Origin of the sequence: Salegentibacter chungangensis, assembly GCF_042678405.1 — a bacterium.
Classification (GTDB): Bacteria; Bacteroidota; Bacteroidia; order Flavobacteriales; family Flavobacteriaceae; genus Salegentibacter_A; species Salegentibacter_A chungangensis.
The window spans coordinates 20084-34509 of the sequence record NZ_JBHTLI010000002.1; the positions used below are offsets into that span (position 1 = coordinate 20084).

9 protein-coding genes are annotated in these 14426 nt (G+C 35.2%); 7 read left to right on the forward strand and 2 right to left on the reverse strand.

Going from position 1 to position 14426, the window contains the following annotated elements:
• Window positions 1-82 precede the first annotated feature (82 nt).
• From ACFQ3Q_RS10820 to ACFQ3Q_RS10850, 7 genes are all read left to right on the forward strand, one after another.
• Window positions 83-970, forward strand: a complete 888-nt coding sequence (locus ACFQ3Q_RS10820) for a DUF6371 domain-containing protein (RefSeq protein ID WP_380745698.1) — start codon at window positions 83-85, stop codon at window positions 968-970.
• 367 nt (window positions 971-1337) lie between these two features.
• A complete protein-coding gene (locus ACFQ3Q_RS10825; RefSeq protein WP_380745701.1) occupies window positions 1338-1640 on the forward strand; it encodes a helix-turn-helix domain-containing protein in 303 nt (100 codons plus the stop codon).
• A gap of 4 nt (window positions 1641-1644) precedes the next feature.
• Window positions 1645-3843: a type I restriction-modification system subunit M gene (locus ACFQ3Q_RS10830; RefSeq protein WP_380745704.1), complete on the forward strand. Its 2199-nt coding sequence runs from the start codon at window positions 1645-1647 to the stop codon at window positions 3841-3843.
• Window positions 3843-5162, forward strand: a complete 1320-nt coding sequence (locus ACFQ3Q_RS10835; RefSeq protein ID WP_380745707.1) for a restriction endonuclease subunit S — start codon at window positions 3843-3845, stop codon at window positions 5160-5162. Before ACFQ3Q_RS10830 ends, ACFQ3Q_RS10835 begins: the two co-directional genes overlap by 1 nt.
• A gap of 424 nt (window positions 5163-5586) precedes the next feature.
• A complete protein-coding gene (locus ACFQ3Q_RS10840) occupies window positions 5587-6480 on the forward strand; it encodes an Abi family protein (RefSeq protein ID WP_380745710.1) in 894 nt (297 codons plus the stop codon).
• 34 nt (window positions 6481-6514) lie between these two features.
• A complete protein-coding gene (locus ACFQ3Q_RS10845; RefSeq protein ID WP_380745713.1) occupies window positions 6515-9544 on the forward strand; it encodes a type I restriction endonuclease subunit R in 3030 nt (1009 codons plus the stop codon).
• Window positions 9544-10134: a M48 family metallopeptidase gene (locus tag ACFQ3Q_RS10850; protein ID WP_380745716.1), complete on the forward strand. Its 591-nt coding sequence runs from the start codon at window positions 9544-9546 to the stop codon at window positions 10132-10134. Before ACFQ3Q_RS10845 ends, ACFQ3Q_RS10850 begins: the two co-directional genes overlap by 1 nt.
• Before the next feature lie 274 nt (window positions 10135-10408).
• Here the strand turns inward: ACFQ3Q_RS10850 and ACFQ3Q_RS10855 are convergent, their stop codons facing one another.
• Window positions 10409-11071 (reverse strand): hypothetical protein, encoded by a 663-nt coding sequence (locus ACFQ3Q_RS10855; protein WP_380745719.1) that lies wholly within the window; start codon window positions 11069-11071, stop codon window positions 10409-10411.
• Complete coding sequence (locus tag ACFQ3Q_RS10860; RefSeq protein ID WP_380745720.1) at window positions 11007-14219, reverse strand: hypothetical protein; 3213 nt, start codon at window positions 14217-14219, stop codon at window positions 11007-11009. The genes ACFQ3Q_RS10855 and ACFQ3Q_RS10860 overlap by 65 nt, the downstream gene beginning before the upstream one ends.
• Between the last annotated feature and the right edge of the window lie 207 nt (window positions 14220-14426).

A 14426-nucleotide genomic window follows, 5' to 3' on the forward strand; every position in this document is an offset into this window, starting at 1 on the left:
GTTAGTTAAGGCCTTGAAAATAGAACCAATACAACCAACTATACAAACAATTGCAAGTTGCATGTTGCAGATCAATTTTATTATGGAAAAGGAATTAAAATTTGAGAAGAAAAGAAAATACCGGTTAGTAACTCCCTGTTGTGGTAAATCTAACAGAGATGGTAAGTTTGTTAACTATCAAGGTTTCCCAGAACAGTTTGGATATTGTCACAGCTGTGGTAAAGCTTCGCTTCCGTTTTCTGGCCAATTAACAAATCCTGGGTATTTAAATAAAATTAAAAATTCGAGGTCTACCAGGATCCAACAACAGTTTGTCCCTGAAAAGATAATCTGGAATTATTACAGGAATAAACCTGAAAATAATCTGATTAGGTACCTGAAAAGAACCTACGAACATGGTAGAGTTCAGGAGACATTGGAAAAATATGCTATAGGCACCTGTAAAGCAGGTGGAACCGTTTTTTGGATGATCAACAAAAATCATCAGGTTCAGAAATGTAAAGTTGCTTTTTATGATCAAAATGGAAAAAGAACGAATAGGTTTAAGGTACCCTATAAGAATGAAGAAGGTTATTATGCCTGTTTATTTGGAGCCCACTTATTAATAAATTACAATAAAGGTAGATATACAGTAGTTTTGGTCGAAAGTGAAAAAACAGCTTTAGTAGGAGATATTCTATTACCTCAATTCACCTGGTTAGCTTATGGTGGATTAAATGGTTTAACTAATGATAAAATAGAAAGCTTAAAGGGTCACAAGATCCTTTTGGTACCAGACATGAGTAATCAGGCAGTTTTGGTTGCTATGAAGCAAGTAAACCGAATGAAGGATCAAGGAATAAAAATCAAACTATGGGATATGCGCTATGGTAAAACTGATGAAGAATTAAAAAAAGAAGGGATATACAATCACGACCTAGAGGATTATTTTAGAAAACTCGAAAATATTACTAATATCTACTCAAACTGAACCAATTCAATATATTCCCTCTTATAAACGAATTTAACTTTCTAATCATTAAAACATTCCTTTTATACAATCTCTTCCATGTCCCTTTCTACTGAAAGCATGAGATTTTGGTCTAATTCACTAGTTTAATATTTTCCAAAATGTATCAATTGCATAAATTTTCGCTTTCTGCTCTATTTAATAGTAACAAACCTCATTCACCGTAAGCTACAGAACACTCGTATGAACTTCTCTATTGATGAAAAACAAGAACATTGAGAATGTTAAATTATTCCTTAGCTTCCTCTGTTTCCTTAACTACCTAAAATACGGTGTCTATAATAAATCTATTTAACTATATTTGTTTGGCAAACTTGTCCAAAATACTATGTCTGACAAATGGAGTAAAAAACTAGGAGCAATTATTAAGGAGTATCGGGAAGCTAACAATCTACCATTGAGAAAGATTGCGGCTAACTTAGATTTAGATCAATCTACCCTTAGTAAAATTGAAAAAGGAGACCGTAAAGGGAATATCGAAATGATACCTACTGTAGCGAATCTATTTAATTTGGATTACGAAGGCTTACAGGTCGATATTTTGAGCGATAAATTAATCGAAGAGAATGAGGAATACCCACTCTTCAAAGAGGCTTTGGAAGAAGCGCTAAACAAGTTAAAACACAAATAATTAGATGATAACAAAACAGCAATTAGGTAATTTTTTATGGGGAATGGCAGATATTCTCTATGGTAAAGTAGAAGATTACAAATCATATATTCTAACCTTATTATTCTACAAAAGACTTTCCGATAACTACCCCTGGGAGGAAAAACAAAAAGTTCTAGAACTCGAATCAGAATACGGCACCACACTGAATGCGAAGCAAAAAGAAAAAGCATTAAAAAATGCTCATATTTTTTCCATTCCAAAAGGTCACTTTTGGGAAGATATCTCAAGCGCTTCATTAGAAGATAAAAATGAAAAATTAGACGAAGCTGTAAAAGCAATTGCAGATGCTAACCCTAAACTAAAAGGGATTATCAATACCGTAAATTGGAATGCAGCAGCTCCTGATGGTTCTGGAGGGAAACGATTAGATCCCAAAATACTACAGGAGTTAATCAACCATTTAGACCATATGGACCTATCCAATGCGAATGTTCCTTTAGATATTTTAGGCCACGCTTACGAATATCTTATCAAACGTTTTGCCGATGAAAACAAAGGAGGTACAGTAGCGGGGCAATTTTATACTCCGCCGGAAGTAGTAGAACTAATGGTGCGATACATTTCTCCAAATAATGGTATGCGTGTATATGACCCTACTTGCGGTTCGGGAGGTTTTTTGATTAAAGCTGCTGATTATGTAAAAGAAAGTCAAGGGGAATTAAAGGGCTTACGTCTGTATGGTCAGGAAACCATTTGGAATACCTGGGCTATTGCTACAATGAACTTGCTCTTACACGGTTTAGAGGGTGAAATCCGTCAGGGCGATACCATCCAAAACCCTAAGTTTAAAAAGAACGATAGCGAAATTGAAACCTTCGATGTAGTCTTGGCTAATTTCCCATTCTCTGTAGAAAACTGGGCAGGTAATGGTACGCCTAAGAAGGATAAAAAAGGAAAAGCTGTTTTAAATAAAGATGGGTCTCCTAAATACGATTACCCAGCTAAAGATACCTATGCCGATCCTTATAACCGTTTACTATTTGGTACGCCCAACTTTACCAATGGAGATTTCGCATTCCTGCAACACATCATCGCTTCTTTAGAACCTGATGGTATGGCAGGCGTAGTTTGTCCTAATGGAGTATTATTCAAAGGGCAACCTGAAAAAACCGAAGAGGAAGACGGACAAAACCGTAAAGCAGATGACGACTATCTAATTCGTAGAGGGTTTATTGAAGGTATAGGCGAAGAAAATAAAAACATTATTGATGCCATTGTGGCCTTACCTGAAAATGTATTCTATGGTAATACCATTCCAGGGGCGATTATCTTTTTTAATAAGAATAAGCCTGTAGAACGTAAAGACAAAATCCTTATGGTTTGGGGTGCTAAAGAAGGTTGGTACAAATCTGAACCCGACCAGAACGTGCTACGTCCGCAAGACGTAATGCGTCTTTTGGTGCAGTTACTTAGTTATGGTGATATAGAAAGAGCTAAGGCTATTATTCCATCTCAGGAACAACGTTTATTCGCTTTAGTAGATGATAATCTCGATTTTAAACTTTTGGAAATCAATGAAAAATACATTGATGAAGAAACCGAATTGGCAGGGTTGGAATCAGAATTACTACAAACAAAATCCTATTTTGAAGCCAACAACGCTTCTTTAGAACTAACCTTAAAAGACGGCACTATTTTAAATGCCAACATCCACAAAGGCAAGTTTGAATTGAGTTTAAAAGATCAAAGAAAGACAAGCATTCCTGTAAACGAAAAAGGCGAAATAGAAATTCAATTTGGTGCAGAGCAAATTTTTAAAACCAAACTAAAAGCAGGCAATAAAGCGGCTATTACCAAAGCTAATATTAATAAAATTGAAAACCGCATTGAAAAACTGCAAGGTATCATCGACCAAAAAGACAATGACATTGCCGAAGCTAAAGCAGATGCCGAACGTGAAAAAGTAGCCATACAGGTGGTAAGTCAGGAAATGTTAGGAGTGTTTGCAGACCCTGTATTACGCAGAAAATACTTTGCTTTGGTAGATATGGAAGAGCTAATTGAAAATGAGTTCAACCTAAACCTACCGCGATATATCGATACCGTAGAGCCTGAACCTGAAATCCCTATTGCCGAAGCAAAAGAAGAGCTTAATACGGCTTTAGATGACGAAAAGCAAGCTGAAGCTGAACTAAACCAATTACTTGAAATCTTGAATTAATGGAATTAAAGGAAACAAAAATAGGCTTCTGTATTCCAGATTTTGACCCAATACGGTTAAAGGATTTCTTGTCAAGTAATGATGCAGGAAAATGGGGTGCAGACCCAAAAGACGATAATAGTATTGCTGTTGTAAGGAGTACTAATTTTAACGATACAGGGTATTTAGATTTATCTGATGTAGCAGAACGTGCCCTTTCAGAAGATGAATACCTAAAAACTAAACTAAAAGAAAACGATATTGTAATAGAACGTTCTGGTGGTAGTGCCAATCAACCTGTTGGAAGGGTAAGTTTTGTAACTAAAGACATTGAAGAAACTGGTTTCGGGTTCTCCAATTTTATTCAGCGTATTCGTGTATCTGATGAATATGATGCAAAGTTTGTGTTTTACTGCTTATATCATTTGCATAGTGCAGGTATTACCCAAACTATGCAAACCCAAACCAATGGTATTAGAAATTTAGAATACCGCTATTATTTAAACCAAAGGCTACCGAAACCTTCACCAACAGAACAAACCCAAATAGCCAATGCGCTTTCTACAGTAGACAAAACTATACAAGCCACCAAAAACAGCATTGCCAAATTAGAGAAGCTAAAAACCTCCCTAATGCAAAACCTGCTTACTGGTAAAATGAAACCCGATGGTTCTTGGCGTACGGAAGATGAGTTTTATCTCGATGAAAAGTTTGGGAAAGTGCCTAAGGGGTGGAGAATAAGTTATTTGAAAGAGGTTCAAATAATCAATAAGGCATCCTTACCAGCTTCAACAGACCCGAACTATGAGTTGCAGTATATTACTATTGAAGCAGTCTCAACTGATAGCATTGATTATGATTTAGTTCCTACATATAAATTTTCAGAAGCTCCTGGGCGAGCGCGAAGAATAATAAAAAAAGGGGATTTCATAGTTTCTACAGTAAGACCAAACCTTAAAGGATTTGCGAGAATTAAGGAAGAAGGTGATAATTTGATATGTTCAACTGGTTTTGCAACCGTAAGTCCAAAGGGTAATCAGGTAAGCGATTTCTACTTCTTTCAAATATTAAGTTTTATAGGAGAAAAACAATTTGCCAGTTTTATATCTGGTTCAAATTATCCTGCTGTTACGGATAGAGATTTTAAAAAATTAAAGGTGTACGAAGCTCCTTTTGAGGAACAAAAAATTATTACTGAAAAAATCCAAACAGTCTTTACTGTGGTTGAAAATAAGCAAGAATCTATTAAGCAGCTGAATAATCTCAAAAAGTCTTTGATGCAAAACTTATTAACTGGCAAAGTAAGAATCCCAGAAGATGCAAAAAATGAATTGGAATAATTCAGTATGGCTATAGAGAATTAAATGAAATTTTGGATATGAGTAGTACCTGTAACTTAGGAAAGAGTAAATCAATAATGAGGCCGCCTCAAAATTTTGGGTATTCTGTGTTTGTACATTTTTTTATAACATTAAAAAAATCATTAAACATTGATTTTCAGTCGGTTAAAAATGATGTTTACACCTTAAAATTGTTAATAAGTAGCGGAGAATTGTTAAAAAGCTTTGTTTTATGGGTTAAATGTTTGTACATTTGCAGTAACAGTACCCATTCTGCTTCCCGTAAGAACAGCAAGTGGGTCTTCTTTTTTTTAGGGCAGTCCCTAACACACAATACACCTCCTCTGCTTCTTTGTAAAGCACACTTAGGTGATCTTTTTCTTTTTAGCAAGCCGTATTCATTAACCCCAAATACAATGAATTAATGGCAAAACCGGCTAAAACCATACAAGAGCAAATACAACTGCTCCAAGATAGAGGGATGCTGTTTCATAACGTGGCAGATGCCCCTCACTTTTTAGGTAATATAAGCTATTACCGCCTTAAAGGCTATTGGTGGGAAATGCAGTCCGATAAGGTCAATCATAATTTCCACCCCAACAATTATTTCGAGGACATTATAGACTTGTATAATTTCGACAGGCACTTCCGCCTTATTGTTTTCAATGCCATAGAGCGTATAGAAATAGCCTTACGTACAAAGCTAATCTACCATATGTCTTTAGCCTATGGTCCGCATTGGCATAATGAAACCCAATATTTTGAGAAGTATAAAAATCATTTAGGATTTAAGAGTAAATTAGCCAGAGACCTTGCCAACAGTAGTGAAGAGTTTATTATTAAGCATTACGACAATCACGTTACAGAAAATCCAGAATCTTGGAAGGCTTTAGAAATTTTAACTTTAGGCTCACTTTCTAAACTATATCAAAACTTAAATCACCAACTACCCGAAAAGGCCAAAATCGCTACAGAATTTGGTCTAAATAATCAAAAGTATTTAGCCAGTTGGTTGTTAAGTACTACTTATATAAGAAACATAATTGCACATCACGGTCGATTATGGAATCGGGTAATCATCAATAAATACGATTGGCCTAAAAGTACTAAAGATCCGCTTTTAAGCTATACACCTAACCAATACCAACGAAGAAAAATATTTCCACTGGTATCAGCTATTCTATATATGAATAACAGAATTAGTCCAGGGCATCATATAAAAGACGAGTTGTTAGACTTGTTCCAACAATTCCCTAACACACCTTTGTATAAAATGGGCTTTCCTAAAAATTGGCAAAAAGAACCACTATGGAAATAATAAGAACAATTAATAAACGAATACAATAAAAAATATGGCAGGCTTTTCAGAAATACCAGCAGTTGAAGTCCCAATGTCTAAATGGATAAGTGATTTAGGTTGGACAAACCGAGATAACGAGTTTTTAAAACGTTACAAACGCCCTTTAGCGAATCCCATTATTGATGAAATATTAGTTAATAAAATTGCTTCAATCAATAATATTTCTAAAGCAGATGCCAAAAGGGTGTTACCTATTCTCACGCAACATTTTAACAATCCAAATACTTTAGAGGCTAATGAGTTGTTTTTGGAACGTGTAGTTAAGGGGGTAAATATTAAAATAGGTGAAGAAGATAAAACCATTCGAATTATTGATTTTAAAAATCTCTGGGATAACGATTTTATAGTAACGCGTCAATATTGGGTACAAGGGTTTGAGCTGGTAAAACCCGACATCGCTTTATTAGTAAATGGTATTCCTCTGATTTGTGTAGAAGCTAAACAGAGAGCCAAATCCAACTCTAATTATTTTAAAGGCATTCAAGATTTAAGCTTGTACGAAAGTAAAGTACCTAAACTTTTTATTTCAAACTTTTTTGGGATTGCTGCCAACGGTAAATTTTCTAAATATGGGGTTTTAGGAGCTTCTGCATCTTACTTTTTTGAGTGGAAAGATTTAAGTGTAGAATCACCTGAGAATAATCCTGCTATTAAAAACAAGGTAATAGCAACAAAACTTAATGATGATACAGGATTATTAGATATGGATATTCCTGCCTACGAGCAAATGAGACGATCAGTCTGTAGCTTATTACAACCTGAACGTATTTTGGATATGCTTCTAAACTTTATGGTATTTGAGCGTTCTCCGGAATCAGGCTTAGTTAAAAAAATAGCACGTTACCAACAGTATAGAGCAGCAAATAAAATTGTACGCAGAGCTGAAAAAGGAGATTTTAAACAAGGTGTAATTTGGCATACACAAGGTTCTGGTAAATCATTAACCATTCTCTTCACATCCTATAAATTACGTCACCATAAAAACTTAGGAGATCCGGTCGTTTACATTATTGTAGATAGAAAAGACCTTAGGGAACAGATTGGCGATACTTTCGAAGAATCCGACTTTCCCAATACCTTTAAACCTATAAATACAGGGCAATTAAAACATAAAATTAAGTCTCAGACTAGTGAAGTAATTATCACTAACATTCAAAAATTCCGTGAGTTAGATGGTATTACAGACCCAAGAGAAAATGTGTTTGTTTTAATAGATGAAGCGCATAGAACCCAATACGGTGATTTCCATTCTGAGCTTAAAGCTGCGCTTCCTAATGCAGGGCGTTATGCCTTTACAGGAACACCAATTCCAAAAACTATAAAGGAATTTGGTAAAATCAGTACTACCGAAGTAGAAAAATATTTAGACCGATATAGTATTCAAGATGCTATTGATGATGGTGCGACAAGAGAAATCATTTACACCTATGGTCCTACAGATTTACAAGTAGACAAAGACACTCTGAAAAAGGGCTGGGATGAACTCACAGAAAGCTTAGAAGATGATGAGAAGCAAGAGGTACAACGCAGAGTAAGACCTTGGAAAACCATTATAAAGAAACCCGAACGTATAGCTGAAATAGCCAAAGACATTACCAAAGATTTCAGAGAAAAGGTTGAGCCTAATGGGTTTAAAGCTCAGTTGGTTGGTATAGATAAAGAAGCTTGTGTTTTATACTACAACGAACTGTTAAAGAATGGTTTCGACCCTTCTGAGGTGCAAGTTGTGTTTTCAAAAACAGCTAAGGAAAGTGAAGAGCGGTACACACTTTTTAAAGATCACTATTTAAATGAAGGTGAATTAAAAAAGGTAATTAAGAAATTTAAAAAGCGTATAACCCCTGAAGAATTGCGCAATGGAAATAATCTTAAAATTTTAATTGTTTGCAATATGCTTCTTACAGGCTTCGATGCCCCTATCGAGCAGACAATGTATTTAGACAGTCCTTTAAAGGAACATACTTTATTACAAGCCATAGCACGTACTAACAGACCGTATGACGATAAAGTTTCTGGAGTAAGTAAAAACAATGGACGTATTGTAGATTACATTGGTATAGATCTCAATAAAGCCTTGAGTTACGACCCTACAGATGTTGGGACTTTTAAAGATGAAGAAGCTCTATTTAAAGATTTTCCTAAAGCTATTGATAAGGCAATGGGGCATTTCGATGATATTACGCTTCAAGATACCTATGAGTGTTCTATAGCAATTGTTAGAAGGTTATCTGAAATAAACCATACCGAGTTTGAAAAGGAATTTAGAGCAGTTTATCAATTGTATGAAGCAATTTCACCAAGTGCATTATTAGTACCTTATCGAGATCAATACAGATGGTTGATTGCTATCTACCAGGTTTACTTATCAGAATACAAACGTTTAGATTTTGATGCAGAGTTTTATGCAGCTAAAACAAGACAGTTAGTAAATGAAGCTACTGAAATTTTAGGCTTTAAAGGTCACTTGCCAGAAGTTAAGATTGACAGCAGCTACATTGATGTATTGAATGGCTCTAAACTTAATCCGGACGATAAAGCTGAGAAAATTATACGTGATATCGAAACAGTAATCCGTCAAAGTGAAGTGGCGAACCCTATTTATGTAGACTTCCTAAAACGTTTAGAAGAGATCATCAAACAAAAACATAACAAGTCTAAAAAGATTGAGGACACTCTTAAAGATTTAGAAAAACTCTTTACGGAGGTGGAAGAAACCGAAAGCTTACCAAAAAAAATGGGCTTTGCAGATATGGGTGAGTTCTATTTCTATCAGGAAATGAAAAATAAGTTTGGTGAAAGTCTCGAAGAAGAAACAGCTAAAGCATTAGCGATGAAACTTGGCAATATAATTAGAGAGAAACGCTATGTAGGTTGGGCTGATAGCGAAAGAGAAAAGAAGTCTATCAAGAATCATATTGAGTTTTGGCTCTGTTCCGATGAATTTGAATCATTAGATCTATGTGATGAGGATGCTTTAGTGGAGCAATTTTTAGAGCATATGGTAAACCAGTATAAATTATAATGAATATTCCACAGGAATACATAATACAAAGAAAATCTGTTCGTCACGCCAGAATCAATGTGAACGAAAAGCAGGAGGTAAAATTAATCATACCTAATAGCTTTTCCAATGATGAAATTGAAAGATTAATCGAACAAAAACAAAATTGGATTAAAGAGAAGTTGGCAGAATTTCAGAAAGAAGAAATTTTGTCCATCCATATTCCACCTGCTAATATTTTATATTTGGGAGAGCCACACCCAAAGCCTAGAAACAATTTAGAAAAGTGGTATCGTAAAGAGGCCAAAAATTACCTATCAAAAAGGATAGATTTCTTGGCTAAAAAACACAATTTTAAATTTAACAAACTATTTATCCGAGACTCATTCAATAAATGGGGTAATTGTTCTAAAGAAAAGAACATTTCATTGAATTGGCGTTTAATTAAAGCTCCGGTTAAGGTAATTGACTACGTTATCTTACACGAGCTTTGTCATACGGTTATTTTAAAACACTCACACGCGTTTTGGCTTAAACTCTCTACAGTATGCCCAACTTTTAATGAACAGGCTAATTGGCTAAAGAAATATGGTAAATCTTTGTTTCAATAAAATATTAATATTCAAAAAGTTTATAATTTCTGTTTCGGAAAACAGATTATCAAATCAATCTAACAGAGACAAAAATTAAACAAATATTTAAAATAACTGGGCGTTCAAATATTTACCTAATTTCTTCTAATTTAAATGCCTTCAATTAATGTTTCTCCTCTTAACACGGAAAGTTCGAAGTATTTGCCAATTTTTACATTACACAATTTATACTGATGAAGTTAGTAGAAGAACTTCGAGATATCTAACCAGATGAATTCAATCTTCTCCATTGTTATTGAAGTCCGAATTCTTCATCCCGTATTTTTTCTAATTTAATCTCCTTTTCAAATCTGTCGATTTCTTTGGAAGCCCAGGATTGAACAGAAGGAATAGGATGATCTGATAAAGATCTTAGTAATTCTACACGAGATTCTAAATAAGGTACTCTTGAACCCACTGTAGACATGGAATGTAAATTACTAGAGACTTCTCCTAAAAACGCTTCATTTTCACCATGGGCATCTATTAAATTTTTGGTCAGTGAAAACCATTCCCCATCAGGCCCATAAAGAGGTAAATATCGTACCATTCTGGAAGCTACCTCTTGATGATCTAACAACCAGGATTCCAGCTTTATTAAGCGTTCTGAAACTTGAAAAAATGGATTGTTAAACTCTGCACCCGTGAGCCAACTCATATTGAAAATCTCTGAAAAGAGTAGAAAGCCACCATCCTCCGATAGAAATGCTCCATATATTGGCCAAGCATTATCAAAATTCACTTGCAATGTAGCATTAGCCACACTCGCAATATGATGATTGCTTCCCAGGCTGAAGCCTTTATTTCTATAGGTAGAAACAATACTTTTAGCTAGAGGCTCGGCAATATCTTTATCTGCATTCAACATAAAGAACATCACCTGTTCCCATTCGTAGAGGCCAGTTATTTCCTTCACATCTAAGTAGTATTCCAATGTATTGTAATGTATTGTAATGAGAAATATAACTTTTTAAAAATTCTACTAATGCCGCTTGATTACCCATTTCATCCTGCTGATGATCACGAATATGCCAGTAAACGATCTTGATAATCTGGCTTCGTACCTCCTCTCCTAGATCATCCATACGATCCAATAAAATGATAAGTTCATCCAAGGGAAGTCGAGCCATTTCTCTTCTGGAAAAGCGAAACATTTGTGGACTTATCCCTTTATCGATAAGTCTTATTAATTCACTTGCGTTATTTAGTGATGGCCTTAATTCCTGGAATATTACGAAAGCAAATAATGATTCATGCTGTATAAAATTATCAAATATAGCCTGCTGCTGTCCAGGCATAAGCGTATTGACATAACCTCTTAAAAAAGCGGCGTTCCAATTATCTTCAACACCCATCTTAAGATAAAATTCCTGCATGGCTACTATTAGTCTTTCATCATAATCATGCACTTTTCCGTAACACTTGCCAAAATAATAGCCCTCATACTGGGTGCCTTTAAGCAGCTGTTCAAAATAGGGCTCCAAATCAATATTTTTTGCGTTGATTTCCTTGGCTAAATCTTCAATATATTTCTGTTGCTCCTCATGATCCCTACCTCTATAATAATCATAAGGTTCAGATACAAATCGCTTTATTTTTTGTGAAAAATTCCGTGGCTCTAGTTTTTTGAGTAAATCGGAAAAAAGTTCTTTAAGTGGCTCAGAAGATCTCGATCGATGCAGTCCAAGATTCAAGGAACTTAATAATTCTTTTTCATTCCAGGAATTCGCTGTAATATACTCCAGCTCTTGTTTTAATTTTCTTATGTCATAACCCATCCGGTCCAGGTCAGTCAGGCTATGAATAATTGCCTTCTGACTAATTTCGTTGAAAGGTGCCGGGGCTTTTAAGAAGGGTTTGACAATATCAATTAATTCATTGATGTAACAATGAACCTCCTGTATATTCTGAGGCTGATAATCTTTTAATGGTGTTGCGCTTCCATCACGTTCCGCTCCCAACATTCGATGATTAGAATTTCGACCTAATACATGAGAGCAGACTTCAAGGCATAACTTATCAAAATTAGGATCCTGCTTCTCCAGTGCCCATTTTAGAACAGGGATACGCTCAGTGTACGGCACTTCTGTACCGGCCAGCTGAAAACTGAATAATTGTTTAAAATAACTAGTCGCATTATTACTGTAGTAGAATTCATTTTCTGCTACCGCAAAACTCATAAGCACACGTGCTGCATCATAAAAAACACTTTGTCGAAAACATAATTTTTCTAATGCCCAAACTAGGTTTTGACGACCTTCCTTAACTTTCTGTAATTCTTCCTTAGGTTGATTTAAATAATGCTTAACCAAAGTTCTGGTCGTAGCTTCCGGATTCACAATAACGATTGAGCGGAAAAGGTGTGAACCCATGCTAGAATTTAAAATCTCCGCTGTCGAAAAGCTTCCATCAACACCCCATAAATTTTCAACTAATTCCTTAGCATTCGTTGCTCCTCGAAGATTTTGCAACTGATCGGTGACTTGAGTCTTCAGAGAATGCGGAATTTGCTTAATAAATTTTTCCAAACTTCTAATACTTGTTTCTTCCCAAAACATCATGGCTAATTTAAGAGCCAAAGGATTTGGTCGAACCATAATCTTAGTTCCCCTACGATCTATATTTCCTTTTTTAATATATTTTTGGATCGTCCGGTAAATATGATCAGCATCTATACCAAAAAAAATAGAGATAAACTGGGTACCTTCTTCTAAGCGTTCATATTCTTTAGGATTAAGTTTGTATAGCTCTTGTAAAGGATAATCAAAAGTTTTAAATGCCGATAAAATTTTTAGAATTTGTAAGTCCTCTTCATTTTTATCTCCTCTCCCAAAAACAAGTTTCTCTACAAGCTCGTTGTCTACCATTTCATGAAAATCGATCTTTTGAAGTGAAGCTTCAGCAAAACCCTGTGCCATCTTAGTATTGCCTTCCGAAAAATCAATAAGGAATCTTATCTCACCATCTTCCAATTCTCCCTTATATTTTTCTTTAAGAATATCTTCCGTGACCGATTTGTAGTCTTCTTCTTTTAGATCAATAATCTTTGAATCAATAGAAAGTCTTTGTGGTAAACGTTCAAAGTCCAAAGACACTAATTGTAATTTGCTATCGCTGCGCATACATTCGTTAACAAACATTTCGTGAACATTTGGAGGGCAATCATCTAATACTAAAATCATTCGATGTTCCTGAGAATGATCCTTTATGAATTTCAGTACTTCAAGATGCCCGTCACCAACATCAAAATAAACCATTGCATCCGCCAGGGTTTTTAATTCCGTTTGAAACTCTTTTGCGGTATTCGGCACTCCTGGATTAAACACTTCACACAAAAGACGGGATTTACCTATTCCTGAAGGCCCCTGTATCCGAACAATTTCACCTTCACTAATCCAATTCTTAATTTTAGTTATAATCTCATCCAGTCTGTGATTTGACTTAAAAACCTCGTGGTGATATTTTCTGAGCTCATCCCATGTTATCAGGCCTAAAGGTCTTTTTCCGCCGGTGCAATACTGCACATATGAAACTGCAGCTATATATTGATTGGTCCAGTCCTTTATTAAGTTAGAATCATAGATTAAAACTTTAGCCTTAGTGGCAATGGCCTCGGCATCCTGTTCAGAAAGTCCCTCTTTTTCTTTTGCTTCGGCTATTCCTTCTTTGATGGCAGCTACACGCTTTAAAATTTGTTGCTTATTTAGATCATCTCCTGTAAAAAGAAGGTATGTCCCCTCCTTTTCTAGAATGTCTTTAACTTGCGGCTTTAGATTTCCTTTAGTGGTTAGTACTTCCTTTTTACAATCCGCTTTGGACATGGCAGAAGCCTTTCCCTGGAACAATATATCGGTATCAATAATCCATTCGGATCCCATTGTATTGCTAGAAGTAATTCTTCCGTCCTCACCTCCATCAGGTGTATTGATATTCTCCGGCACACTGATTCTTACATCAGGAAAATTATACTTCCAATGTTCACAATACAATAAGCGCAATAATAATTTAGTAAGTTGGTTCGCATCAAGTCTCTGAATAAGTTCAGCCTTAACATTATTGATCATATTTATCTGTCAAATCGGAATTCAATCACAAGATACCAATTCCCAATATTTAGACAAGATTTAGTTTTTAATATCTACAAAATCGCTGATATATAAGTGTATTAACAAAACTTATTATAGCAATTAATTCAGACGGAAAACCATTACTAGGGAGCACTGATTTTTTTGAAAAAATTATTTTCTTTTATGAAATTGAATTCTCTAGCG

Bases quoted from the DNA above. Each gene is read 5' to 3' on its own strand.
- ACFQ3Q_RS10820 (WP_380745698.1), top strand. From the start codon at position 83: ATGGAAAAGGAATTAAAATTTGAGAAGAAAAGAAAATACCGGTTAGTA.
- ACFQ3Q_RS10825 (WP_380745701.1), top strand. From the start codon at position 1,338: ATGTCTGACAAATGGAGTAAAAAACTAGGAGCAATTATTAAGGAGTAT.
- ACFQ3Q_RS10830 (WP_380745704.1), top strand. From the start codon at position 1,645: ATGATAACAAAACAGCAATTAGGTAATTTTTTATGGGGAATGGCAGAT.
- ACFQ3Q_RS10835 (WP_380745707.1), top strand. From the start codon at position 3,843: ATGGAATTAAAGGAAACAAAAATAGGCTTCTGTATTCCAGATTTTGAC.
- ACFQ3Q_RS10840 (WP_380745710.1), top strand. From the start codon at position 5,587: ATGGCAAAACCGGCTAAAACCATACAAGAGCAAATACAACTGCTCCAA.
- ACFQ3Q_RS10845 (WP_380745713.1), top strand. From the start codon at position 6,515: ATGGCAGGCTTTTCAGAAATACCAGCAGTTGAAGTCCCAATGTCTAAA.
- ACFQ3Q_RS10850 (WP_380745716.1), top strand. From the start codon at position 9,544: ATGAATATTCCACAGGAATACATAATACAAAGAAAATCTGTTCGTCAC.
- ACFQ3Q_RS10860 (WP_380745720.1), bottom strand. From the start codon at position 14,219: ATGATCAATAATGTTAAGGCTGAACTTATTCAGAGACTTGATGCGAAC.